Annotated in this window: 20 protein-coding genes; 1 reads left to right on the forward strand and 19 read right to left on the reverse strand. The window is 39.1% G+C overall.

The window, feature by feature from the left end; translation table 11 throughout:
* Positions 1–12: 12 nt before the first annotated feature.
* The 17 genes from BUA02_RS01140 to trpD form a co-directional block, all read right to left on the reverse strand.
* Positions 13–438 carry a hypothetical protein gene (locus BUA02_RS01140; protein ID WP_083572594.1) on the reverse strand — a complete coding sequence of 142 codons (426 nt, stop codon included), beginning with the start codon at positions 436–438 and terminating at the stop codon, positions 13–15.
* Positions 435–848 carry a tetratricopeptide repeat protein gene (locus BUA02_RS01145; protein WP_072700301.1) on the reverse strand — a complete coding sequence of 138 codons (414 nt, stop codon included), beginning with the start codon at positions 846–848 and terminating at the stop codon, positions 435–437. Before BUA02_RS01145 ends, BUA02_RS01140 begins: the two co-directional genes overlap by 4 nt.
* A gap of 108 nt (positions 849–956) precedes the next feature.
* Positions 957–1,427 (reverse strand): SMI1/KNR4 family protein, encoded by a 471-nt coding sequence (locus BUA02_RS01150; protein WP_072700303.1) that lies wholly within the window; start codon positions 1,425–1,427, stop codon positions 957–959.
* An 18-nt stretch (positions 1,428–1,445) separates the two neighbouring features.
* Positions 1,446–2,000: an SMI1/KNR4 family protein gene (locus tag BUA02_RS01155; RefSeq protein ID WP_072700305.1), complete on the reverse strand. Its 555-nt coding sequence runs from the start codon at positions 1,998–2,000 to the stop codon at positions 1,446–1,448.
* A 22-nt stretch (positions 2,001–2,022) separates the two neighbouring features.
* Entirely contained in the window at positions 2,023–2,637 is a 615-nt protein-coding gene (locus BUA02_RS01160) for an imm11 family protein (RefSeq protein ID WP_072700307.1), read from the reverse strand.
* Between the two features lie 136 nt (positions 2,638–2,773).
* Complete coding sequence (locus BUA02_RS01165; RefSeq protein WP_072700309.1) at positions 2,774–3,340, reverse strand: imm11 family protein; 567 nt, start codon at positions 3,338–3,340, stop codon at positions 2,774–2,776.
* Positions 3,340–6,948 carry an AHH domain-containing protein gene (locus BUA02_RS15990; RefSeq protein WP_207647699.1) on the reverse strand — a complete coding sequence of 1,203 codons (3,609 nt, stop codon included), beginning with the start codon at positions 6,946–6,948 and terminating at the stop codon, positions 3,340–3,342. The genes BUA02_RS01165 and BUA02_RS15990 overlap by 1 nt, the downstream gene beginning before the upstream one ends.
* Before the next feature lie 484 nt (positions 6,949–7,432).
* Complete coding sequence (gene ifs / locus BUA02_RS01175) at positions 7,433–8,434, reverse strand: NAD glycohydrolase toxin immunity factor (RefSeq protein ID WP_072700311.1); 1,002 nt, start codon at positions 8,432–8,434, stop codon at positions 7,433–7,435.
* Positions 8,435–8,450: 16 nt separating this feature from the next.
* Entirely contained in the window at positions 8,451–11,666 is a 3,216-nt protein-coding gene (locus tag BUA02_RS01180) for a hypothetical protein (RefSeq protein WP_072700313.1), read from the reverse strand.
* Positions 11,667–11,955: 289 nt separating this feature from the next.
* Entirely contained in the window at positions 11,956–13,977 is a 2,022-nt protein-coding gene (locus BUA02_RS01185) for an ABC transporter ATP-binding protein (protein ID WP_072700315.1), read from the reverse strand.
* A gap of 10 nt (positions 13,978–13,987) precedes the next feature.
* Positions 13,988–15,736 carry an ABC transporter ATP-binding protein gene (locus tag BUA02_RS01190; RefSeq protein WP_072700317.1) on the reverse strand — a complete coding sequence of 583 codons (1,749 nt, stop codon included), beginning with the start codon at positions 15,734–15,736 and terminating at the stop codon, positions 13,988–13,990.
* A gap of 18 nt (positions 15,737–15,754) precedes the next feature.
* A complete protein-coding gene (locus tag BUA02_RS01195) occupies positions 15,755–16,225 on the reverse strand; it encodes a MarR family winged helix-turn-helix transcriptional regulator (protein ID WP_072700319.1) in 471 nt (156 codons plus the stop codon).
* 166 nt (positions 16,226–16,391) lie between these two features.
* Entirely contained in the window at positions 16,392–17,159 is a 768-nt protein-coding gene (gene trpA / locus BUA02_RS01200; RefSeq protein WP_071176587.1) for a tryptophan synthase subunit alpha, read from the reverse strand.
* Positions 17,152–18,342: a tryptophan synthase subunit beta gene (gene trpB / locus BUA02_RS01205; protein ID WP_072700322.1), complete on the reverse strand. Its 1,191-nt coding sequence runs from the start codon at positions 18,340–18,342 to the stop codon at positions 17,152–17,154. The genes trpA and trpB overlap by 8 nt, the downstream gene beginning before the upstream one ends.
* Positions 18,343–18,382: 40 nt before the next feature.
* Positions 18,383–19,015, reverse strand: coding sequence for a phosphoribosylanthranilate isomerase (locus BUA02_RS01210; RefSeq protein WP_072700324.1), 633 nt, complete (start codon positions 19,013–19,015; stop codon positions 18,383–18,385).
* A gap of 3 nt (positions 19,016–19,018) precedes the next feature.
* Positions 19,019–19,804: an indole-3-glycerol phosphate synthase TrpC gene (gene trpC / locus BUA02_RS01215; RefSeq protein WP_072700326.1), complete on the reverse strand. Its 786-nt coding sequence runs from the start codon at positions 19,802–19,804 to the stop codon at positions 19,019–19,021.
* Positions 19,801–20,841, reverse strand: coding sequence for an anthranilate phosphoribosyltransferase (gene trpD / locus BUA02_RS01220; protein ID WP_072700328.1), 1,041 nt, complete (start codon positions 20,839–20,841; stop codon positions 19,801–19,803). The genes trpC and trpD overlap by 4 nt, the downstream gene beginning before the upstream one ends.
* Before the next feature lie 547 nt (positions 20,842–21,388).
* Here trpD and BUA02_RS01225 point away from each other — a divergent pair.
* Positions 21,389–24,166 carry an FAD-dependent oxidoreductase gene (locus BUA02_RS01225; protein WP_072701181.1) on the forward strand — a complete coding sequence of 926 codons (2,778 nt, stop codon included), beginning with the start codon at positions 21,389–21,391 and terminating at the stop codon, positions 24,164–24,166.
* A gap of 70 nt (positions 24,167–24,236) precedes the next feature.
* Here the strand turns inward: BUA02_RS01225 and BUA02_RS01230 are convergent, their stop codons facing one another.
* Together BUA02_RS01230 and fliY are read right to left on the reverse strand one after the other, a co-directional pair.
* Positions 24,237–25,373: a DUF4317 domain-containing protein gene (locus BUA02_RS01230; RefSeq protein ID WP_072700330.1), complete on the reverse strand. Its 1,137-nt coding sequence runs from the start codon at positions 25,371–25,373 to the stop codon at positions 24,237–24,239.
* A 9-nt stretch (positions 25,374–25,382) separates the two neighbouring features.
* Positions 25,383–25,988 carry a flagellar motor switch phosphatase FliY gene (gene fliY / locus BUA02_RS01235; RefSeq protein ID WP_072700332.1) on the reverse strand — a complete coding sequence of 202 codons (606 nt, stop codon included), beginning with the start codon at positions 25,986–25,988 and terminating at the stop codon, positions 25,383–25,385.
* Between the last annotated feature and the right edge of the window lie 95 nt (positions 25,989–26,083).

The raw sequence follows: 26,083 nt of genomic DNA on the forward strand, positions 1-26,083 counted from the left end.
AAATCTACATCATCATTTTAACTTGAGATAAAAATTCCTATATTCTTTGTCTGAAGGCCAAAAACATCTTCCTCTGGATTTTTTATCAGCTTTTTCAAAGTACTGATATGCTTCTTCCTTTTTCCCTAATTCATAAAACACTCTTCCAGCCCACATTTCACGCTCTCCACTGTCAACTCTTTCAGGATCTGCAAGAAAAGCCTTATCAACCCAGCTCATCAATGTACTGCTGTCATTTAATAATATTGCTACATCTAATACTCCTTCAACAATTGTGTAGCTCTCGTCCCACTTATACTTAGGCTCAGGAAGCAATTCCCATGCCTCAAATAATAATGATAACGCCTCATTATAAGCACTTGAATTGTACGCATTGTTAATATCATCAAATAACTGATTTTCTTTTTCAGATAATGCAGCCTCTAGTTTTGCCATCATTGCTCTACCTCTAAAGAATTAAAATATTTATCATCTTCCTCTTCAAAAACGTCTTTTCCATCCAGTAAATAAGCTCGCATTAGATACTCTTTGGCCTTTTCGATGTCTGACAGTTCGTAATAACATTCTCCCAGTCTCAGCCATATGAATGCATTCGATATCGCATCAGGACATGACATTGCATTACTCAATGCATTTATCGCCATTTCGTATTTTTCCAAAAAGAAATATGCATCTCCAATAGATGTATAAATCCATGTACTCGCCTCCCAATCAGTTTTAGGAGTAGGCACTAACTCAAGTGCCTTTTCATAATACTCAATTGCTTGGTCCAAATCCTCTTCAAAAACGTCATTTCCCATATCAGTTAATTGGGTTATCTTATCGTATAATCCCTCATTGATTTCCATGTTTCTTCTTTCTTTTAATAACACAATCATATTTGCTTAACTAATTTAGAACATCTATGAATTTACAAAAGTCTTTCTCTCTTATCTCCATTTTATATTCCCCCAAAATTACTGAAGCATCATGGCAAATTCATCAAATGATCCTGCAACCTGATAAGTCACTGGGTTCAATTCGCCTGATTCTTCATGACTCCACACACATACCGAAGGAGTATTTTTGTCTGCTCTATAATCCAAGCATAAATAGTCCCCAGCAAATAGCTCTGCTATCGGAAGTAACTCACATCCCACCAAGTCTTCATTATCTGTCAATCTATCTTCGATTTGTGTAAGGACTACGTCAATATCATAACAACCATTTGTACTATACTCTGTATCCTCCAAAACACACAAAAAGGTTGTTATCATACGCATTCTCCCTTTTACGATAAACTCCTTCTTTACAGGGCTTCCACCATTGGTTTTTATCAACATATCTTTATATGGTGCTGGCAGATTGATCCCCCACATTTTTTCTTCTTTTTCTATTAGCTCTCTGCTTGGTGTTGGTATTATTTCTTTCTCAATCTGTACTTCCATTTTCTAACCTTAGCAACTTCAAAAAGCTACTTCTTCCTGAGTCATATTTGAATATCTATCAATTTCTTTTTGCCAATCCTCGACCATATCCTCAGAAAACAAATGCCATACTCCAGCGTCGATCATTCCCTGTTTTCTTTCCTCTATTGTTCTTATATGGCCTATGCTCCCACTTTTACATTTAGCTATAAATTCAGCAAATCCATCAGCAATTTTAATCCTCTTATCATTATCGTGGTAAGCAAACCAAATCTCTCCATCATCAACATTGATGCAAAATAAATCACCAAATGAATTCTTAGCTATAGGCAGAAAGCTATTTCTAAATAAATCATTGCTCTTTTCATGTTTTATTTCTTCTTCAAGATTCCAATAATCATCGCTGATTCCTATTCCCAAAAAGCCTCTTATGTCACTTTTATTCTTTCCGGTCCACTTTGTTTTTGGAGTAAATCCTCCATTATATTTTTCTAAAAATCTAGCATATTCCGATGGGAGCGCGCATCCAATCTTGTTTTCAAGTTCACCTAAACTGACATTAAAATTCTCTTTACAAAATTTTGAAATAAGCATATTCTCTGTCCGTCGTCATGATTCACTGTTGAGGATAAAAGTAAAATCCTCGCCAATTATTACTTTGTACCATACTCTTAATCTTGTCAGAAACATATAAAGCCGCTAAACTTTTGTCGCATCTAAATATGTCATATTTTCTGCAAACGTCCACATTTAAATATGTTTCCTCTGGAATGAAAGTATAGAAATCATATTTAGCATTATACTTAAATTTACTTTTCTCCATATCAAAAGCATCTATAACATTCATGATTTGCATAACAAAATAGTCATTGTTCTCTTTTTGAGTTTCAATATCTATCAGCTTGATAGGGTACCAGCGTATTCCGTTAATTTCAGCTTTTTTAAACGCGGTCATAACCTTACTGTGTACAATGGGCCATCTTTTCACATTTAGTAAATATTCGCTCTCGTTATCCGAAATATGGGAACTATAATAAAAACATATCTCTGGCCATCTTTTAATTTCTTTTTTAGAAAAAATAGTGTTTTCAAAAAAACCTTTTTTCACTTCCTCGTCTTCATATTCATCCATATTTGTAGTCTCTGCATATATAGTTTGCTCTCCAGTTTTATTAGTTTCATCAATCCTATCCATATCAAATGACATTTTGTAGAATTCAATTTTTTTCATCACTTTATTTCTTTCCAATACTTTGAATACAACATATCTGGATTTTCACGAATAACCTTCTATATATTGCTTTCAAATAGTTCTAAAGGCACTTCCTTATTACCACATCCTGCCTACATGTTCGGGATTGCACAAACTATTCTGCTGCAATTTCTCGAAATGACATTCCAGTACACTCATTTTGCTCAATTGCATCCTTAAAGTTTTCGGATACAAAAATCGGAACCTGTTGCCAATTACCAAGTTTAAATATATCTGCACCTTCTGTTTTATTCTCATATATTCCATATTTACTTACAGTATATATAGTTCCTTTACCTTCAATATATGTTTCGAAATAATTTGATTTATTAAGGCATAAGGCATCTACTACTTTAATTATATTCGCAATATAGTATTTTTCTTCAAAAGTAATCCCTTCACTATCAGATATTATAATATCTATAAATTGTATTTCAGAGTTTAAGCTCTGTAAGATTAGTCTTAGCTTCTCAGAAACTATAAACCAACCTTTATCATTTGCCAGATAGTCTGTCCAGACATCACCTTCTTTTTCATCAAAAAATAATTCGATTCTTTCATTTTCGTTATGATAATATTCTCCATCTTTGAAACTATATGATTCAAACCTTTCACGGTTTTTGCAATGAAGAATTATATCCTTTTCTCTTTCCATATCCATAGATAATTTGTAGTATCTCATCAGTGTTCTCCATTTTTCCAATAATCCTTATACAGCATATCCGGATTATCTGTTATATGCATTTTCATTTTTTCATATAGATTTATAAATATGTTTTTGTCTCCTTGGGCTATTTTGTCAAACTCAATCATATTATCCAAAACATATTCGTGATATTCATTAGGATGACGTCCCTGATGCGGCATGTACTCCTTATTCCAAGCATCATCTAAATCCAATCCATATTTATTTGCTATATCTTCAAACTGTGGTGTATATGTCTTATTCTTATTTGTTGCAAAATGATGCATCTGATAAGGCTTACCATTTTCGGCGCTAAGCATTCTCTGCTTTCCAATATCCCAATAACAAACCAACTGCTCTGATCCATCAGGATTAAGCTTATATATCGCGCCATCAGTAATCTTAGCTGGATTAATGTGGGTATATTCTGGAATAAGAACTTCAGGACTTCCAAGGAATCCACTCTCTGTACAAGGTGGTCCATAATTTGGATCAAGCTTTGGATAATCCAAATTCGTAGGAACATCATCTGTAGTATATCGCAAAATATATACTTCATCACCATTCTCTACTATAGCTTTATATGGATTTCCTGCATAGTCCATACGAAGATTTTTGTAAATCTGCCCTGGAGTACCTGTAAATGGAGCCGCATCTGATGCCTTAGCTGTACATCCTCTAACTGTATTCCATTCACCACTAAGAAGCTTTTCCACTGTGTCTTTAGGAATAACCTTCTGAAGTACAGTATCCCCAGTAACTTCTGGAACAGTACTTCTAAGATCCTCCAGTTCTTTTACCGCAGAAGGTTCAACTATATCAGGATTGGATTTCAGCGCTCCATCAAGGTTACCATCCACAGGGCATGTTAGCTTAGTATTATTGTCAACCAGTTCTGCTCTCTTAGCAGCATCTATAGAGTTATTAAAACTGTCCGCTGCTTTGAAATTATCTCCCCTAAATACATTGTTTGCTTCAAGGGCATCACCAGTAAGCTTAGCACCATTTGCACTGGTTTCAGTGTTCTTGATCACATCTGCGACTACTTCTGAAGCTTGAGTCTTCATGGCAGCTGCTGCCGCGTCTCCAGATTTCGTTCCTTTCATGATATCTTTCACTGCTTTACCAGCATCATCAGGTAAGGTTTTGAGCACAGAATCGACTGTTTCTCCACTAAATCTTGAAAGAACCTTTGCCGCTTCTTCTGGCTCCAAATTTCGAACCAGTATACTTAACTGACTATTATCCAAACCTTTTAAGAAATCTGCCGAATTCTCAGTTAATTTATATGTTGTCAGTAATTCATCTGCCACCTTTATAGATTTGCTATCACTAAAAGCTTTTACTGCAGCATCTGCTGAACCAAAAAACAGGTTGACTCCAGCATTTAAAGCCATATTTTGTTCTAGTTCTTTAACATCGTCTGCAGATAACTCTCCATCTGCTGTTAATCTAGCATATAAATTACTTGTATCCAGGACCAGATCCTGAACGTTCTGGCACGCCTGATTGGCCACAAACAGGCCAAGTCCACTCTCTACCCCCACTGCACCTGCCATTCCTTCAAATATAGGACCTGTTGCATAATAGAGAAGTGCATTTCCAAAGAAATAACCTGCTCCACTGGCTATAGGATGTTGTACCATAGAATTAGTGAAAGTATGATTTAATGCATCTCTTCTTTTATCAAATTCATCAAATTTCTCATACTCCCAGTTACGTACTTGAATGCCATAATCTGTACCAAATATATCATCTATAGCATCTCCACCTATTTCTCCAAGCGTTCCCCTTATCTCCACATCAAGATCATCACCAAGTATTTTTAGATGTTCATAAGGCATACAAAATGATGATGCAAATGATTGCACTGCAGATGCCTTTATTTCTAATTCTTTAAGCTTAGACGCATATTCGCTCACTTCACCAGTAGCAATGTCTACATATCCATTCTTCGACGCGTCGTACATATATTTCTTTAACTCTTTAGAAGCATAATCATACGCCTCTTTCGCCTCTTCTTCTGACATCACATAGTCAGTTGATATGTACAGATCAACTTTTTCTTCTTGAGTCATATTGGCTTTCACAAGATCAAAATATCTATCCCAATATCCCTGAGCAATTCCATTCTCTGTGTCGCCATAGAAGGAATTGATCGCAGTTAGCTCTCTTTCATATGTGTAAGACTTTGTCTGATTATACATAGACTGCATTGTCACAACATATTCCAGGATCTTATCATTTGCAGAATCAGAAAGCACCCCAGCACTCTTCGTAAATACATCATAATAATTTCCTGTATTTCTGGAGAGATTTTCAAGCACCTCCATATCTGTTGGATTTTCTGCAGCTGTTAAGATAGAAGCAACACCATAGAGATTAATCCCCAGTTCTTTTTGATGTGCATACATACCAGGGTTTTTCTCAGCCTGATAAAAAACATATGCCTGGCTTCTTTGATCACTTGTGCAATAAGAGATTGTAATATCCGTTCCAGTCAAAAGTGAAGCAGGAGACATATTGTAATTCACTGATGACACGCCGTCTTTTGGAGACATTTTAAATACAGTTGCCGCACCTTCATGACTGACGGTTATGGTTTGATTCCCCATCATAGTGCCTTTAGAATTTAAATCTTCTACAAACTTTCTACCTCTGCTATCTTCTCCAAGGTAATCAAGCATTCCCTTTCCTGCAGCAGAAACTGTCATGTATCCATTGTATACAGATGACGTATTCGAACCAGAAACTGGACTAGTATAGCCTGTAGAAGGTACAGATGTCTGAATAAGATCGGCTGGTGAAGACATCTTTATTGGATTTTTGGCAGGTGTTAAATAATCAGTTCCAAAAGTAGGTTCTTGATGCTCAACGAAGCTATTTGCCATACGCTGAACAATCTCATGTTTTTCTTTGGCACCATAAGAATTCTCATCTACTACCATCTCATACTGCCTGTATGAGTATTCGTAGCAGTGAGCAAGAGTTGCCTGCTCCTTTTCACTTAGATTATCCCAATCAGCAAGGGCAGCTTCAAAACCATATGTGCCTGTTCGAACATCATAGGACATGTAAGTTTTGATAAGCTCATTTGTCTCTTCATCATCAGTATAAAGAACATCGTCAGCGCTCATGTTATCAACTGACGTCATCATCCATGTAAGGATATTTTCCGGTGTGGAATAGTCATATGGAATCTCGATAGAATTTCCATTGTAAGTTACAGAAAACGTCCTATGCTCTTCTGTAGCTCTCATGAGATTATAGATTCTTTGATAAAAAGGATCTTCTATCTTTTCATCTGCATCGTCATAGGCTCCAGCAGTAAAATCAACGAGATTTCCTCTTTTATCTTCCAGATTTGATGTATCTGTATAACCAAAAGCAAGATTTACTTTGCTGATGCCTTCTATACCAGAATTATCAATAGCTTCATTGGCTTCTTCCATCTTCTCAAGGACATCATCAAAGTATTGCTGAAGTTTTTGCATCTCTTCCGAATCATAAGCGTCATGTCGATATGACAACATTGTTCCATTAATTTTAAAAGTTTGTGGAGTACATTCTCCGTTTGTACCATCTAGCTTTTCATCGTATGCCATATTGTTACCCCAATCAAAATATTAAGTCGCTGTTTCTAGTAGTGCAATATTTTGTAACAAGTCCTTAATATCTTATCATGTGCCTACTCTATAATCAATATTCTATTAATTCTCACCCCCCTCAAAGGTCAAGTCTCCTCTAGTTCCTCAACTAGACTATGTATGGGCTGTATAAAAAAGACCTCTGCCTTTTCAGACAGAGATCTTTACTGATTCTTTTTCATGCTGGAGCCCATGTACCCCCATGCAGTTGCTCCATTAGTTTTCTGAGTTCATCCTTCATAGAATTGCAAGCTGAAGCCTCATCAACAAAATTCATTACCCCATTTTTCCTTTTTGCCCTGGAAGAAAACAGATCAGCCATTTCCAGTTTTGGCAAGACATATTCTTATGGGCGCCCCAAATCTTGTAAAGTTTAGATGGTACAAGATATTCTTTGAAGTATTTCTGAAGTTCCTTTGCGTTCCATCGCCTATATAATATGTTATTGTTCCATATACTCCTTGAAAAATGCGTCTGTATCGCTGAAAACTCGCATTTTTTCACGTTGTTCTGCCCTCTCCCACACTGTCTTATTATCTACAACTGTATATTTTAATATTTCCCCCATATCAATTCTTTTCCTCTTTATTCTACTTATCAATTCTTTATCCAGAATTGAAAACGGATAATTGCAACAATTTTCAATAACAAATACTTCTTTGGAAATGTAATCGTATACTTGAAACAAAGCAATTGGATTTCCTGAATCTACCATCGTTTCGATTGCATTCCTTGTCATTTTTTTTATTTCATGCATTCCACTCAGATATAATGGATATAACCCATTATTAATTAAATCATACATGTCGGTATAAGAAGTCTGTGAATCACTTGAACGAACCCTATATTCTTCTTTTTCTCCAATCATAAGATCTACAAAATGTCCATTATTTATTGCTTCCATAATCCTATTCATAACATCTTTTTCGTCATCGTATGGTACATGGACATAACCGTGTCTTCCTCCATTAAGGTATTCCTCAGAAAAATAAGCGTCAGGGTCTACTAATGGATTCCAATCTTTTCCCATATCGCTATTATCTTTCTTTAACCTGTCCTTTAGCTTGTACATAAGTTCCTTATCAACTATAGAAAACGGAAGATTGCTATAGTCTTCTCTATTACTGAGTTCCGACATTATATAATCAAAAGCTTGTGAAACCTCCCTTTCACTCCCATTTTCTATCATTTCCTCAATAGCTTTTCTTGTTAGCTCATCAATATTCAGACCATATTTAAGATATACAGGATACAATCCGTAACGTATCAAATCCTCTGTATCTGTAAGATCTTGATAATAAGAATACCTATTATTGATTCTGTAATCAGGAACTGCTCCATAAATAACCAATTTGAGGCATCCACACTTAACTGCATTAAGAACTCTCTGCTCTGCCCATTCTTGTGACTCAAAATTGTTTATATCGTAGGTTTTCTTTTTCATATTATCCAAACTCCATTCATCTCATTTTTCTTATAGTAAATGTTCCCTTTACTACAGTCGTACTCCCATCTGGAAGATATATTGTCGGATTCATTATACTAAAACAATGATTTTCTTCATTTAAAGCTGTAATTACCTTATCATATTTTATTCCACTTAAATCAATAGCAGGACATATCATCTCCGTTTGAGACAAACTAATATCACTTCCAGCATATGTCCTTGCTCCCGCAATGTTAAGCACATTCGCTCCTCCATTCGTTCCTTGTGGAGGGTTAAAAAGCCCCAACTCATCACAGCTCTTAATAAATTCAGGATCATACTCATACCTGTACAGTCCATCCTTCAACGCATCAGAACTAATCCCCTTCATTGTGGCTATTTCTCCGCTTTCACGTAATGCATTGGTTGAATCAAATAGCAGAGCATTATCTTCGGTCATAGAGGTTACAAAATTTCCATCTACTGGCTTTCTTCCAATACTTTTAAATTTACTTAACGCTGCTTCAACAGGAACTTTACCAACAATTGCAGATGCCCCAGAATTCTTGTATTCCACTTTTAATTGCTCAATAAACTCTGACGGATATTTATATTCTCTACGAATATACATCATATAAAAATCCTGCTCAGTCTCTACTGCTCCTGATTCCACTGCTTTCTTGGCATATATATCTACATTTTCCAAAAATCCTTTATTTCCTGCCCAAAAATCCCATGACAACCTTTTTCTATACTCAGACTCAAACCATTTCTTTACAATTGTATCACTTTCTTCTTTTGTTAAGTTTTCTAAAGTAGAATCTACAACTTCGTCACTAAATCTGGATAGTAAATGTACAGCTTCTTCTGGCTCAAGACTTCTAGCCAAAAGACTCAACTGTCCATTATCAAGACCCTTTAAATAATCTGCAGAATTCTCAGCTGCTCTGTATGTAGAAACCAATTCATCTGACAGCTTTGCCACGTTGGAGTCACCAACTAACTTTAATGCCTCTGGAGTTCCAAAGAAAAGATTCACACCGGCATTCAAAGCCATGTTCTTTTCTAGTTCTTTTTTATCAGCGTCAGAGATTTCACCGTCAGCAGCAAGATCATTATATAGATTACGTGTATCAAGAACCAGATCCTGCACATTTTGGCATGCTTGATTGGTAACAAATAATCCCAATCCGCTCTTTACGCCTGCCATTCCAGCCATTCCCTCAAAAAATGGCGAGGTGGCAGTATATAGGAGCATATTTCCGACAAATTCTCCTCCTATATAGTATCCAGGATTTTGTACAGCTGCATTCTGTTCTTCCTTTTTCATAGTAGTCATGAGTTCATCGCTGATTTGCGCATAGTCTTCTCTCATGTCAAGCACACTAGATAAGGTGTCTGTTCCAAACATCGTATCTATAGATGTTGCTCCAATTTCAGCTGCAGTACCTAAAATATCTTCTGTGCCATCGCATACAAAATCCGTAAGGCTATAAATTGGCTTCATTACACCAGCACAGAAACTAGCACCTTTTGAGCACTTATTGCTAAGACTCACATACTTGGCATATCTTTCACGGTCTTCCTGAGTTTTTAGTACTGGCACATGTCCAGGTCTATAATCGAACTTATCAAGTTCTTCATTAGCTATTTTCCTTGCTCTTCCAACCTCTTCTTCAGTCATCTGGTAGTTTGTAGATGTCCAGAGATCAACCAATTCGTCCTGAGTCATATTAGCTTTCACAAGATCAAAATACCTGTTCCAATATGAATCAGAATATGCATTATCAGCATCGTCATAAAAAGAATTGATTGCAGTAAGTTCTCTCTCATATGTATAAGAGCTCGTTGCACTATATTTATACTGGAGAGTGACTACATACTGCAAGATCATATCGTTAGCTGAGTCTGAAAGAGAATCTGCACTCTTCGTAAATACATCATAGTAATTTCCTGTATTTCTGGAGAGATTTTCAAGCACCTCCATATCTGTTGGATTTTCTGCAGCTGTTAAAATATTAGCAACTCCATATAAGCTGATTCCCAACTCTTTTTGATGAGCATATGCACCAGGATTGATTTCTGCTTCATGAAAAACGTAAGCCAGACTCCTTTGTTCACTTGTACAATATGAGATAGTATTATCAAGTCCCCCCAATGTGTAAGGCGTAATCATTTGGCTAGATGCATAAGTTGGAGTTCCTCCAAGTCTAAATACTGTCGCTGCTCCTTCATGAGTTACTGTAATCGTTGAATTGCCGGGCATTAGAGTCTTGGTATTTAAATCTTCTACAAATTTTCTCCCCCTACTATCTTCTCCGAGATAATCCAACATGCCTTTACCTGCAGCAGAAACAACCATAAAACCTTCTGCATTACTTGAGTTGGACGTAGTAGATGGCATCACAGGAGAACCATCAATAGAAATTGATGGCTGATATTTGTAACTATTTTGATTAGAGGTAATAGGCGTCTGTGACACCACTTGATAAGAAGATGCTATGCTATCCTGATGTTCAACGAATTTATTTGCCATACGCTGAACTATGTCATGTTTTTCTTTTGCACCATAAGAATTCTCATCTACTACCATCTCATACTGTCTGTATGAGTATTCGTAGCAGTGAGCAAGAGTTGCCTGCTCCTTTTCACTTAGATTATCCCAGTCATCAAGAGCAGCTTCAAAACCATATGTCCCTGTTTGAAGGTCATATGTCATATATTCCTTTATGAGCTCATTTGTCTCTTCATCATCGGTATATAAAATATCGTCAGCGTCCATATTCTCTACTGAATTCATCATCCATGCGAGAATATTTTCTGGCGTAGAATAGTCAAACGGAATCTCAATTGTGCTTTCATTGTAAGTCACAGACATTGTCTTATGCTCTTCTGTTGCTCTCATGAGATTATAGATTCTTTGATAAAATGGGTCTTCTATCTTTTCATCTGCATCATCATAGGCCCCAGCAGTAAAATCAACGAGATTCCCACGTTTTTCTTCAACATTTGATACATCAACTCGGCTGAAGGCAAGGCCAATCTTGTTGATGCCCTCTATACCTGAATTCTCAATAGCCTCATTGGCCTCATCCATTTTATCAAGAACACTATCAAAGTATTCTTGAATCTTCTGCATTTCTTCCGAATCATAAGCGTCATGTCTATATGACAACATTGTTCCATTAATTTTAAAAGTCTGCGGAGTGTAGCCGCCACCTGGCGCATCAAAATATTGGTCGTGAGACATTTTGTTTCCTTTGAATGTAATATTTGTAATAGCCCTTAATAATTTATTACTTAAAATGTCTTTAATCAATTTGTTTTTGGAGATTTAGCTGCCATTCTGAAGGCAATATGTTATTATTCTCGAACATTCTTTACCCTTATAGTGCATTTTCAGCTCTTTTTTCAAGCTCAATTTTCAATATTGAAAGCAAAATAAAAAATCTTTACCCATAATTCAAAATCTATGGGTAAAGATTCTTTAGAAAAGTGCTATATTGCCTTCAAATCGCAAAACACATTCCATTATTTTTTCAAGCTGTCTCAGCCTTCATTCCTGTATAAAGCTGATAATATCTCTGTTTCTTGGCAATAAGCTCGTCGTGAGTGCCCTGCTCTACGATGCGGCCCTGCTCAAGAACAATGATGCAGTCACTGTTACGAACAGTTGAAAGTCTGTGAGCAATTACGAAGGTTGTTCTGCCCTTCATAAGTTTATCCATACCATCCTGAACAATCTTCTCAGTACGTGTATCAATTGAGGATGTAGCCTCATCAAGGATCAGTACTGGTGGATCAGCGATGGCTGCTCTTGCAATAGCAAGGAGCTGTCTCTGTCCCTGTGAAAGGTTTGCTCCATCTCCTGTGAGCATTGTGTCGTATCCATCAGGAAGACGCTTGATAAAACTGTGTGCATTTGCAAGCTTTGCTGCTGCAATTACTTCTTCATCTGTGGCATCAAGCTTACCGTATCTGATATTCTCTTTTACCGTACCAGTAAAGAGATGTGTATCCTGAAGTACTATACCAAGTGAGCGACGAAGATCTGCCTTCTTGATCTTATTGATATTGATGTTATCGTATCTGATCTTACCATCCTGAATATCATAGAATCTGTTGATAAGATTAGTAATGGTAGTCTTGCCTGCACCTGTAGAACCTACAAAAGCGATTTTCTGACCAGGCTTTGCATGAAGCACGATATCATGAAGTACCATCTTTTCATCTGTATAACCAAAGTCTACGCCGTTAAATGTAACATCACCTTCCATTGGCTGGTATGTTGTGGTGCCTGTAGCCTTGTGATAATGCTTCCAAGCCCAGTGTCCTGTATGATGATCTGCTTCTACTATCTGGCCATCTTTTTCCTCTGCATCTACTAAGAGCACATAGCCTTCATCTGTCTCAGGCTTTTCATCAAGGAGTCTAAAGATTCTCTCTGCACCAGCAAGAGCCATGATGATAGAGTTAAACTGCATGCTGACCTGGTTGATAGGCATACTGAAGTTCTTGTTAAAAGTAAGGAAACTTGCAAGAGCTCCGACTGTTAAGCCTTTTTCTATATCATGAACCTGGTTTACTTCCCTATTAAGCTCATGATTAAGTATCAGGAAGGTCGCAAGTGCACCTACGGATACGCCAAGTGCTGAACTGTCAAAGATAGCAATGGCGCCGCCAATCATAGCGCAAAGTACGTAGCTTGTATTACCGAGCTGAGCATTGATAGGTCCAAGGGCTCCTGAAAATCCATTAGCTTTAAATGCGCTCTCGTAGAGCTGCTGATTAAGTTCATCGAACCTTTCGATAGCCTCCTGCTCGTGGTTAAATACTTTGATGACCTTCTGTCCAGACATCATCTCTTCGATATAACCATTGAGGGATCCAAGGTTCTTTTGCTGTGCTACGAAGTTCTTACCAGAAGCTGATGTAGCCTTGGCTGAGCAAAAGAGCATAACAGCTACCATGATAAGAGTTACGATAGTAAGCGGAATACTAAGGACAAACATTGAGATCAGCACGCTGACTATGGTAATTGCACTACTTAAAAGCTGAGGAATACTCTGGCTGATCATCTGCCTCAAGGTATCGATATCATTGGTATAAACTGACATAATGTCGCCGTGGGCGTTTGTATCAAAATACTTGATAGGAAGGCTCTCCATGTGTTCAAAGAGCTCTTCACGAAGTCTTCTCAAGGTACCCTGGTTAATATACACCATGACCTTAGCCTGTACATATGCGGCAATTACGCCAAGCGCATAGAAACACGCAACTCTTTTGATTGCTCCAAAGAGTGGTCCAAAATCTTTGCTGCCGCTATCGATCATTGGCTGAATGTATGAATCAATAAGCTCTCTTGTAAAAAGAGTTCCCTGCACACTTGAAAATACTGAAACAATAATGCATACAAGAATAGTTATCATATGAACAGGATAAAACTTAAACACATATCCCATTATTCTTTTGAAAAGCGCACCAGGATTATTGATCTTTGGTCTTGGCATGCCTCGACCTGGCCTTGCACCTGGTCCTTTGATCTGTTTATTATCTGCCATATTCTTCACCTCATCCTACTGAATCAAAGTCTGCGTCGCCACTTACACCTGTCTGTGACTCATAAACTTCTCTGTAAATATCATTAGTCTTAAGGAGTTCATCATGAGATCCAAATCCATTGACCTGACCATCATCCATGACGATTATCCTGTCACAGCCCTGAACTGAACTGATTCTCTGAGCAATGATAAGCTTTGTGGTTCCAGGAATTTCCTCTGCAAAGGCCTTTCTGATCTTGGCATCTGTTGCTGTATCTACAGCACTTGTAGAATCATCAAGGATCAGGATCTTTGGCTTTTTCAAAAGAGCTCTGGCAATACAAAGTCTCTGTCTCTGTCCACCAGATACATTTGCTCCGCCCTGCTCTATTTCTGTGTTATATCCAAGAGGCATCCTATCAATGAATTCATCAGCACATGCCATCTGGCAGGCTTTCTTGCACTCTTCCTCAGTAGCATCCTTGTTGCCCCATCTGAGATTATCAAGGATAGTTCCGGAGAAAAGAACATTCTTTTGAAGAACAACTGAAACCTGATCTCTCAAAGTCTCAAGATCATAATCTCGTACATCTATTCCGCCAACCTTTACGCTTCCTTCTGTGACATCATAAAGTCTGCTGATGAGGTTCACCAGAGATGACTTGGCAGAACCAGTACCACCAATGATACCTATGGTCTCGCCAGCATGTATATCAAGATTTATGTCTTTTAACACAGGTTCCTCAGAAGTCTTGTTATAAGCGAAGCTTACATGATCAAAAGAAATGCTTCCGTCTGGAACCTTTGTGATAGCATCTTCCTTATTGGTAATATCTGCCTTTTCCTCAATGACTTCTGCAATACGCTTAGCACTGGCAGATGCCATCGTGATCATTACAAAGATCATACCAAGCATCATAAGATTCATAAGGATCGTCATGCAATAAGTAAGAAGTCCCATGAGATTACCGGTTGTAAGTGTATTCTGAACTATCATCTTGGCACCAAGATAACTGATAAGAAGAATACAGATATAAATTGTTCCTGACATTACAGGACTTATATATACAAGGTTCATTTCTGCCTTCACAAACATGTTGTAAATATTTAAAGCAGCTTTTTTGAACTTGTCATTCTCATAATCTTCACGAACATAGGCCTTAACTACTCTGATGGCTGATACGTTCTCCTGAACGCTCTCATTAAGAGCATCATATTTCTCAAATACCTGCTTAAAGAACTTGGTAGCCTTGTTCATGATATACATCATAAACATAAAAAGAATAATAACTGCCACAAGGTATATAGAAGCAAGCCTTGCATTGATGATAAACGCTGCGATCATGGCAATTATAAGTGAAGATGGTGCTCTCATAGCCATTCTCAGGATCATCATGTATGCATTCTGAATATTCGTAACATCAGTTGTAAGTCTTGTTACAAGACCTGATGTTGAAAATTTATCTATATTTGAAAATGAGAAAGTCTGAATGTTATCAAACATAGCCTTTCTTAAATTTCTTGCTAATCCCGTAGAAGCCTTGGAACCAAAATATGCTCCACCAAGTCCTGCTAAAAGACCTAAGATAGCAATTCCAAGCATCAAAAGACCGTTCTGTACAATAACAGCCATATTTCCTTTATTGATACCAAGATCCACTATTCTGGCCATAAGGATAGGAATTATCATTTCGCAGATAACCTCTCCTACCATGCACAGTGGAGTCAATATCGAAGGAAGCTTAAATTCCTTTAATTCTTTTAGTATTGTTTTAACCATAAAACACTCAACTCCTGTTTATTTATTTAAAGCATCCATATTATCAATGACTTTATCTAGTAGCTCGCGAAGCTTTTTTACCTCTTCTTCTGTCATACCGTTTACCAGGTAGGAATCCGTATTTTTCCTTCTTTCCTTACTCATTGCGATATAGTCAGCCCCCTTCTTGGTAAGGGTGATATTGCGGTATTTCCTGTTGTCAGGATCCACCACGACTTTGATCATTTCCTTTTCTTCAAGTCTTTTTATAAGACCAATTGTCGTAGGATGCTTGATATGAAGAGCCTCAGAAATATCCTTCTGAGTTACCCTTTTTTCTGTATTTTCTTCAAGATAGGTCACAACCATAAGCTGTGAGAATGTCATGTCATCTTCTTTTAGCTGCCTGTTAAAAAGAGCTACGAAAGATTCATGAATAAGCTTGAATTTAAAGCCAACAGGCTCATGATCTCTATCTCTGAAAAAATGCTTGTTATCTTCTGTACACATTTGCCAGCCTCACCTTCTTTCTCTGCCTTAGCAATCAAAAGATATAAAAAACATGTAGCAAGCTACCTATAAATGATAAGTAGCTTGCTACATGTTGTCAATAAGAAAATTAAATTTTTTACAATCTTTTTACAAAATGCTGGTCAAAATCCTAAAAGCCCTGATTTCACATGGCTTTCTTCATGGAACTTACATATTCTCCAATGTATTTTGGAGCGTCTTTGCCATGCTTTTCAAGTATCTTGATGATGGCTGATCCCACAATAGCTCCGTCTGAAATTGAAGACATTTTGGCAGCCTGCTCTGGAGTTGATATACCAAATCCAATAGCGCATGGAACATCTGTATTCTCACGGATTACTTTTACAATACTGGAAAGATCAGTCGTGATCTCTGATCTTGTTCCTGTTACACCAAGACTAGAAACGAGGTAAATAAAGCCCTTTGCCTCTTTTGCTATCATTGCGATCCTACCTGCTGATGTAGGTGCAATGAGAGAAATGAGGTCTACTCCGTACTCATCACAGATTCCGTCAAACTCTTCTTTTTCCTCAAAAGGAAGGTCCGGTAAGATTATGCCATCAATACCTGCTTCTTTGCAGTTTGTCATAAAACGCTCGGCGCCATATGAAAACACCACGTTTGCATATGTCATAAATACTAACGGAATAGTAACTTCTTTTCTCAGTTCTTTTACCATATCAAAGACCTTGTCAGTGGTAACACCGCCCTTGAGGGCACGTAGATTTGCTCCCTGAATGACAGGACCCTCTGCAGTTGGATCAGAAAAAGGAATACCAAGCTCCACAAGGTCTGCACCATTATCAGCTGCTGCCTTGACTGCCTTTACTGTAGTCTCAAGGTCAGGATCTCCACAAGTTATAAAAGCAACAAATGCCTTACCGTTTTCAAAAGCCTTAGAAATATTACTCATTGATATCCTCCCCTCTGTAACGCGCTATTGCAGCGCAGTCCTTATCTCCTCTTCCGGAAACAGTCACTACTATTATCTTGTCTTTGCCCATGGTCTTAGCCATCTTCATAGCGTATGCAATTGCATGGGATGATTCGATTGCAGGGATGATTCCCTCTGTTCTTGATAAGTATTCAAAAGCATCTACTGCTTCATCATCAGTTACAGGCACGTACTCTGCTCTTCCGATATCATGAAGAAAAGCATGTTCCGGTCCTACTCCCGGATAATCAAGGCCTGCAGAAATTGAATAAACAGGTGCTATCTGTCCATATTCATCCTGACAGAAATATGACTTCATACCGTGGAAGATACCGATCTTACCAGTGTTAACTGTAGCTGCTGTCTCAAAGGTATCGATTCCTCTTCCTGCTGCCTCGCATCCAATAAGCTTAACATCTTTGTCATCAATGAAATGATAGAAGGTCCCGATAGCATTTGAACCACCTCCAACACAGGCAAGTACTGCATCTGGAAGTCTTCCTTCCTTTTCAAGTATCTGCTCTTTGATCTCCTTGGAGATAACAGCCTGAAAATCTCTAACAATTGTAGGGAAAGGATGTGGTCCCATTACTGAACCAAGGCAGTAATGAGTATCATCAATCCTTGAAGTCCACTCTCTCATAGCCTCAGAAACGGCATCCTTAAGTGTTGCTGTTCCGCTTGTTACAGGAACTACCTCTGCTCCAAGGAGTTTCATCTTGTAAACGTTAAGCGCCTGTCTCTTGGTGTCCTCTTCTCCCATAAAGACTACGCACTCCATACCCATAAGAGCTGCTGCCGTGGCTGTTGCAACGCCGTGCTGTCCTGCTCCTGTCTCGGCAATGAGTCTAGTCTTGCCCATTTTCTTTGCAAGAAGCGCCTGTCCAAGTACGTTATTTATCTTATGAGCTCCTGTGTGATTAAGGTCTTCTCTTTTAAGATAGATCTTGGCGCCACCAAGGTCCTTTGTCATCTTCTCCGCATAGTAAAGGCGTGAAGGTCTTCCTGCATACTCATTAAGCAAAAACTCAAGTTCCATGTTGAAGTCTGGATCATTTTTGTAATGATCATAAGCTTTCTCAAGTTCAATAACTGCATTCATCAGTGTCTCAGGTATATACTGTCCACCATGAACACCAAATCTTCCTTTAGCATTAGTCATAATCTTCACTCCTCATTATTTCATTGTCTCATTACAAATCTCAGTATTCCGGTCCCTGGCTTGCGATCTGCGCATCTATAAGTCTTACGTTTGCCACAAAGCTCCCCATCTTGGAAGCATCCTTGTGACCATCTGTCTCGATTCCTGAGCTTACATCTACTGCAAAGGGCTTTACTCCTGCAATGGCGTCTTTTACATTCTCTGGCGTCAGACCTCCTGCCAAAAAGAATGGTCTTGTCATACCTTCTAAAAGATCCCAGTTAAAGCCTTCTCCCTCACCCATTCCTGCATCAAGTAAGATATGATCTGCAGGACTTAAGTTTGCTTCGTCGATATCCTCCTGATCTTTGACTATAAAAGCCTTCATAATAGGCTTATCTGTCATTTCTCTAAGATGAGAGATATATTTATCATTTTCACTTCCGTGGAGCTGAGCTATATCGATAATGCCTTCATTCAAAAGCTCAGCCACGAAATCAATATCTGCATCTACAAACACTCCCACTGTCTGAATATCCGTTGATAGTTCTGACCGGAGCCTCATGGCAGTGTCCTTTCCTACGTAGCGACTGCTTTTTTTCCAAAAAACAAATCCCACATAGTCTGGCTTAAAAATGTTTGCTGCGGCCACATCTCCTGATGTAGACAAGCCGCAAAGTTTAATCTTTGTCATAACTTAAATCTTAATTCCTTTTAATTCCTTTAATTTTTGCTCCTTGTCCCTGGCTCTCATAAGGGTCTCTCCAACCAGCACTGCGTTTACTCCAGCTTCTCTAAGACTCTGAACATCAGATGCATCTTTGATACCACTCTCCGAAACATAGATCACATTCTCAGGGATAAGGCTTCTTAATTTTTTGCTATTGTCAGTATCCACAGAAAAGTCCTTGAGGTTTCTGTTATTGACACCTATTATCCTTGCTCCGCTCTCTAAGGCCATTTGAACCTCTTTTTCATCATGAGCTTCTACAAGGGCTGATAAGCCAAGTCCATCGCAGATACTTATATATCTTTTTATCTCCTCTTTTGTCAATATGGAACAGATCAAAAGAACTGCCGATGCCCCGAGAATACTGGCTTCGTAGATCATGTACTCATCCACCACGAAATCTTTTCTAAGGCAGGGGATATTAACAAGAGAAGCTATCTCAGAGAGGTACTCGTCTTTTCCAAGAAACCACTTTGGTTCTGTAAGAACCGAGATAGCATCCGCACCAGCCTTCTCATAATCAAGGGCTATATCAAGCCACGGGAAGTCTTCTGCGATGATGCCCTTTGAGGGAGAGGCCTTCTTGCATTCGCAGATAAAAGAGATATCTTCTCCCTTAAGTGCTTCTTCAAAAGGAAAGCCTTCTTTTTGAAACATTGCAGCTTCGAATCTAAGGGCGTCGATGCTCTTTATCTCTTTGTTCCTTTGTACTCTTATTCTTGCGTAATCTGCTATTTCATCAAGAATCGTCATACTGCCATCTCCCCTTGTATGCCGCGGTTACTTACTTCGATGACTTTATTTAAAGTCTCAAGAGCCTTGCCTGAATCAATGAGCTCAGCTGCAAGCTTAACACCATCTGAAAAAGTATCAGCCTTGCCGCCGATATAAAGAGATGCACCTGCATTAAGAAGAACTGCCTCTCTCTTTGGTCCTTTTTCACCCTTAAGGATTGAAAGAGTAATCTGAGCGTTCTCCTCTGGAGTTCCACCCTTGAGCTCGTCTTTTGAACATGTCTTAAAGCCGAAGTCCTCAGGAGTGATCTCGTAGGTTTTGTACCATCCGTCTCTGATCTCACAAATAGTAGTCGGGCAACTCATAGAGATCTCATCAAGCTTGTCCTGACCATATACAACCATGCCTCTCTGGACCCCAAGGTTTACGAGAACCTGCGCAAGAGGTTCAACAAGATAACCGTCATATACTCCCAGAAGTTGCATCTTTGGCGAACCAGGATTTGTAAGTGGTCCCAGGATATTGAACACTGTTCTAAATCCAAGCTCTCTTCTGATAGCTCCAACATACTTCATTGAAGTGTGGTACTTCTGAGCAAAGAAGAAGCACATTCCAGCCTCTTTTAACAGTTCAATACACTTTTCAGGCTCCTGGTCAATGTTAACCCCAAGAGCTTCAAGACAGTCGGCTGTTCCGCATTTGGATGAAGCTGCTCTGTTTCCGTGCTTGGCAACCTTCATACCACCTGCTGCGGCAACAAGAGCAGATGTTGTTGAGATATTGAAGCTTCCTGCGTTATCTCCGCCTGTTCCTACAATCTCAAAAATATCCATCCCTGTATCTACCTTAGTTGCATGATCTCTCATAGCTGCAGCACAGCCGGCAATTTCTTCAGTAGTCTCTGCTCTCGCGCTCTTAGTAGAAAGAGCTGACAAAAACGCAGCGTTCTGAGTAGGAGTTGTCTCCCCGCTCATGATCTCATTCATTACTGTGTAGGCCTCATCATATGTAAGGTCTTCTTTGTTTACGATTTTTACGATTGCTTCTTTGATCATTGTTCCATTCTCCTTTTCCCAAAATTAAGTTGGTAAAAAAATAAAGCATCTCGACAATTCTCTGTCTGGATGCTTCACATAAAAAGTCCTCGACAGATATTGTCTCTGTCAAGGACGAATGAGTTTTAAACTTAATCCGCGGTGCCACCTTGAATTCACGTAGTACGTGCGCTTTACAGGATACCAACATATCCCTGACTACTAACGAGAGCCCATCGTCGTGAAATACTAAGCTTGTGATAATGTGCTGTTCCTCACGCCCTCCGCGGTCCATTTGATAGTTTGTTTCACATCTGGTTCTCAGCATCCCAGACTCTCTGTGGTGGCATTGCTACCGTTATCTCCGCTTCATCGGTTTAAACTATTAACTTGTTAGGTTGAATTCTACGCCTCCACTAAAATATTGTCAATAAAAAAATATTTTTTCACTTCAAGTTTCCATAGGCCATATGATAAAATTTAGATAGTAAAAAAACTATATCTTATTGGGAAAAAAGGGGATTTTTTTATGGCAACAAATGTCAAAGAGTGGAAACTCGGTGATCCTATGATCAACGAGAACGACTACTGGCAGGATCCTGATTATGTGGCAGAGGATCCTGAAAAAGAAAAGCTGGTCCTTAAGTTGGCAACTATGATAACGGACCGCTACGTCAAAAAACTTACTGGTAAGATCAACAACAGAGATCCTGAATATTGGATGCTTGATATGATCCTTACCAAAGAGCAGGTCAAATTCTTGATAAACTTCAAGAAGACCCGTGTTCCTTATTCTATTCCAGAACTTGCACAAATGAATAACATGTCCGAAGAAGAGACCACCAAGATGGTTGAGCGTCTTCGCTGGATCGGTATTATCGAGCAGAACAGAGCAAAGACCTCCGATAAGCACCTTCAATATGAGCTTCCTATCTTCGTTCCAGGTTCAGCAGAGTTTATGATGATGCAGGAAAAACTAACTGATGAATTTCCTCAGCTTGCTACTTTCTTTAACCTCATGACTCAGCTGCCACTTGCAGGTATCACTCAGATGGTTCCTCCCGGAGGTGCTGGTATCGGAATGCACGTTATTCCAGTAGAAAAAGCTATCGAACTGGAAAATCAATCTGTTCCTGTGGAGCATCTCTCCAGATGGATCGACATGTATGATAAATTCGGTATCTCAGAATGTTCTTGCCGTAAACAGCAGGCAATGCGCGGTGAAGGAAGCGGTGAGATCCGCGGTGAGTACTGTATCGGTATGGGTGATATGGCTGAATACATGGATGATCGTGGAATCGGTCACTATGTATCCAAAGAAGAAGTCTATGAGATATTAAAAAGAGCTGAACGTCACGGCTACGTTCACCAGATCACAAATATTGACGGCGAAGGCAAGATCGTTGCCATCTGTAACTGTGCTCCTGGCGTATGTAATGCCCTCCGCACATCACAGCTTTATAACACTCCTAATCTCTCTGCATCAGCATATCGCGCTCATGTAGAAAAAGATAAGTGCGTTGCCTGTGGTAAATGTGTTGAGGTCTGTCCTGTTGGCGCAGCTAAGCTTGGTCAGAAGCTCTGTAAAAAAGATGGAAGCGAAGTTAAATATCCTAAGACTCAGCTTCCTGACAACAAAAAGTGGGGACCTGATAAATGGAACTACAACTACAGAGATGACGCCAAGATCAACTGCTATGAGACAGGTACTGCCCCATGTAAGACAGCCTGCCCGGTACATCTTTCAGTTCAGGGTTACATCAAGATGGCTGCAGAAGGCAGATATGAAGATGCATTAAAGCTCATAAAGCAGGATAATCCGTTCCCAATGATCTGCGGCGCAGTATGTAACAGGCGTTGTGAAGATGCCTGCACAAGAGGAACTATCGACGAGCCTCTTGCTATCGATGAGATCAAGAAATTCATCGCATCTTTGGACCTTAAGAAGGATGAAAGGTATATTCCTCTTTGTGAAAAGCACGACGGCGGTTTTTGGAGCGATGACTACAAGGTAGCTGTCATTGGCGGAGGTCCAGCAGGTCTTTCTGCTGCTTTCTTCCTTAGAGAGAACGGCTATCCTGTAACTGTTTTTGAAAAAGAAAGAAGACCTGGCGGAATGCTGATGAATGGAATTCCAAGCTATCGTCTTGAAAAAGATATAATCGAAGCTGAGATTGAAGTCATCAGGCAGATGGGTGTAGAGATCAAATGCGGCGTGGAAGTTGGAAAAGACCTTACTATCGAGCAGCTCAGAAGTGAAGGCTACAAGGCTTTCTTCGTAGCTATCGGTATGCAGGGTGGACGCCTTGCTGGTGTCCCTGGCGAAGATGCTGCCGGCGTTCAGACAGGTGTAGACTTCCTTCGTACAATCAATCAGGATCACTCAGTAAAACTGCATGGCGGCACTGTTGTAGTAGGCGGCGGTAACGTTGCTATCGACGTAGCTAGAACTGCAGTTAGAGCCGGCGCTTCCAAGGTCACAATGCTGTGTCTTGAAAGTGAAAAAGAAATGCCTGCTGCCAAAGATGAAGTCGAAGAAGCCCTTGAAGAAGGCATTGAAGTAAAGAATGGCTGGGGACCAAAGGAAGTCGTTACAGAAAATGGTCACGTAAAGAGCGTTATCTTTAAGAGATGCACAAACGTATTTGACAGTGAGCACAGATTTGCTCCAGTTTATGACGAAAACGATACTATAGAGATCCCTTGTGAGAATCTCCTTCTCTCAATCGGTCAGTCAGTTCAGTGGGGAGACCTGTTAAAAGGAACAAAAGTTGAGCTTAATAGAAACGGCACTGCCAAAGCTGATCCTCTAACAAGACAGACCGCAGAGCCTGATATCTTTGTAGGCGGCGATGTATTTACCGGTGCAAAATTTGCAATCGACGCCATCGCTGGTGGCCGAGAAGGCTTCGTTTCTATCAACCGCTTCGTGCACAAAGGAAACAGACTAGATCTCGCCAGAGACAGACGTGAATTTATTGAGCTTGATAAGGATGACATCCAGGTTGAGAGCTTTGATAATGCCAAGAGACAGATTCCTGGCAAAAAAGCCGGTATTGCCAAAGATACCTTTGAAGACCTTAGACTTACCCTTACAGAAGAACAGGTTAAAGCAGAAGCTTCAAGATGTCTTGGATGCGGCGCTACAACTGTTGATGAAAACAGATGTATCGGATGTGGTCTTTGCACCACCAAGTGCGAATTTGACGCCATCCACTTATCTCGTGACATTCCAAAAGCAAGCACCATGTACAGATCTGAAGATAAGCTAAAAGCAGTTGGTCCTTATGCTGCAAAACGTGCCGGAAAGATACTTATCAACAAGATTACTGGCGACAAAAAATAATATTTTTTAAGATACTAAAAAGGCTTGATCCCTTAATAATCAGGATCAAGCCTTTATCTTTTAAAATTGATCACTTATTCATAAATGTTCTTACATTGATTCCATTAACTTCGATGTGATCATCAACTTCAATCACAAGGCACTGTCTACCATCGATGATCTTGGATTCAACAAGGTCTGTTCTGTCAGGCTTAACCTTGATCACAACGTCAGGAGTCTCGATGTCGAACTTCTTGGTATTGGCAATGTTACTGGCAAGAAGAGGGAAATCCTCATCTCCTGCGCATTTTGTATAGTTCTCATCAAAGTAGCCAAGTCTTTCTTCTGATACACCACTATCCTGAAGGAGCTGCTTAACGTCATTTTTGTTAAGCTCAAGTGGCTCTGAATCACCCTCGTGATTTTCGATCATCTCATTAAGATTGTCATGAATATTTCTCATGATATCGTAGTCAGCATCCTCACCAATAGTATTCTGAACTACAGCATCAAAGAGATCTCTTTGCTCTGGAGCAGAGATAGGTGCTCTTCCACCAAACATAGCCTCCACAAACTCAGGCTGAAGATCATCAGGCTTCTTGGTAAAGTAGAGCATGTTGTGGATATCTGTATCTCTTTCTATAAATGCTGGGAAAAGAAATCCCTTAGTAGGTCCATCTACTACCCAGTCACGATATCTGTCTTCAATGACATTCTTGCTTTCATTGTAACCAAGACCTGCCTTGGAGAGCTTAACAGGACATATGCTGCAAAGGATATAGTCGTATATCTTATCTGAAGCATCTTCCATCTCAATACCATCACTGGTAACGCCAGGGATATCATAAACAGCGTGAACCAGGATAATATAGTAGTTCTCGCCATTTACATAATTGGCTATGATCTTGTCATAGCACTCATCCACAAGCTCATCATCTTCAAGCTTGGAATTACGCAATGTCAAAAGAAAGTCCTGAGTTCCTCCTGGCTGTTCCTGTTCAAGAGGAAACTCAAGACTGATCAGATTCTTGCCAAATGTTCCGGCTAAAGTATGCTGGAATATATCCAGATATTTGTACATCTCCTCATCAGGGAGCTGTCCGAAAGCCTTTCTGAATGTTAGTTTCTTGTTCTTTTCATGATCCACATAGCAACCACATATGTGATCGATAGTGCATCTGTCTGGTGTAAACTGTTTCTTGATCTCTAATGTTTCTGCCTTATTCATAATCTAGTATTATTTTCCTTTTTCAATAAATTTTTGGCACATGTCCTCAGCAAACTGCACTGGATAGAGCTGTACCATTACGGAATCAATAAGATCTCCTATTGTCATCCTAAATGCTATTTTAACAAATTTATCGTAAGTAGTATCAAACATTTTTTCAAAAACTTTAATACTCTCAACATCAATCTGATTAACTATAGGCGTACTGATATCTGTAGCTATTCCAAGCATTGAAGAAAGAGATGTGGCACTTGTTCCCATCATCTGATTCATGGCTTCAGAAGCAGCAGAAAGATGAAGATCTGTAATCTCTCCTGCAGTGTTTGTTCCATCTCCGCCCATCATCAGATCTGTCATAACCTTTACATCATGTTCCTTGAGCACAAGCACGTTATTGCCCTCAAGTCCTTTTACATAATGTATCTGTACGAAAATGCATGTCTTTTCATAATCATCGAGAGCTTCACTTCTCTTGATTATCTTGACATTAGGAGTTGTTATATCAACCTTACGATTAACCATCATGCTAAGGGTGGTCGCGGAATTACCCATACTGATGTTAGCTATTTCACCAAGGATATCAATCTGATCATTTGTTAAGATAATCTCTTCCAAGTTACGCACCTCCACCAAATTTAATGATAAACCATACATATATTTTAAATTATTATAGTTTACATTGTAAAGATGATTTACGTTATTACCGCAAG

It is taken from the genome of Butyrivibrio hungatei DSM 14810 (assembly GCF_900143205.1).
Lineage (GTDB): Bacteria > Bacillota > Clostridia > Lachnospirales > Lachnospiraceae > Butyrivibrio > Butyrivibrio hungatei.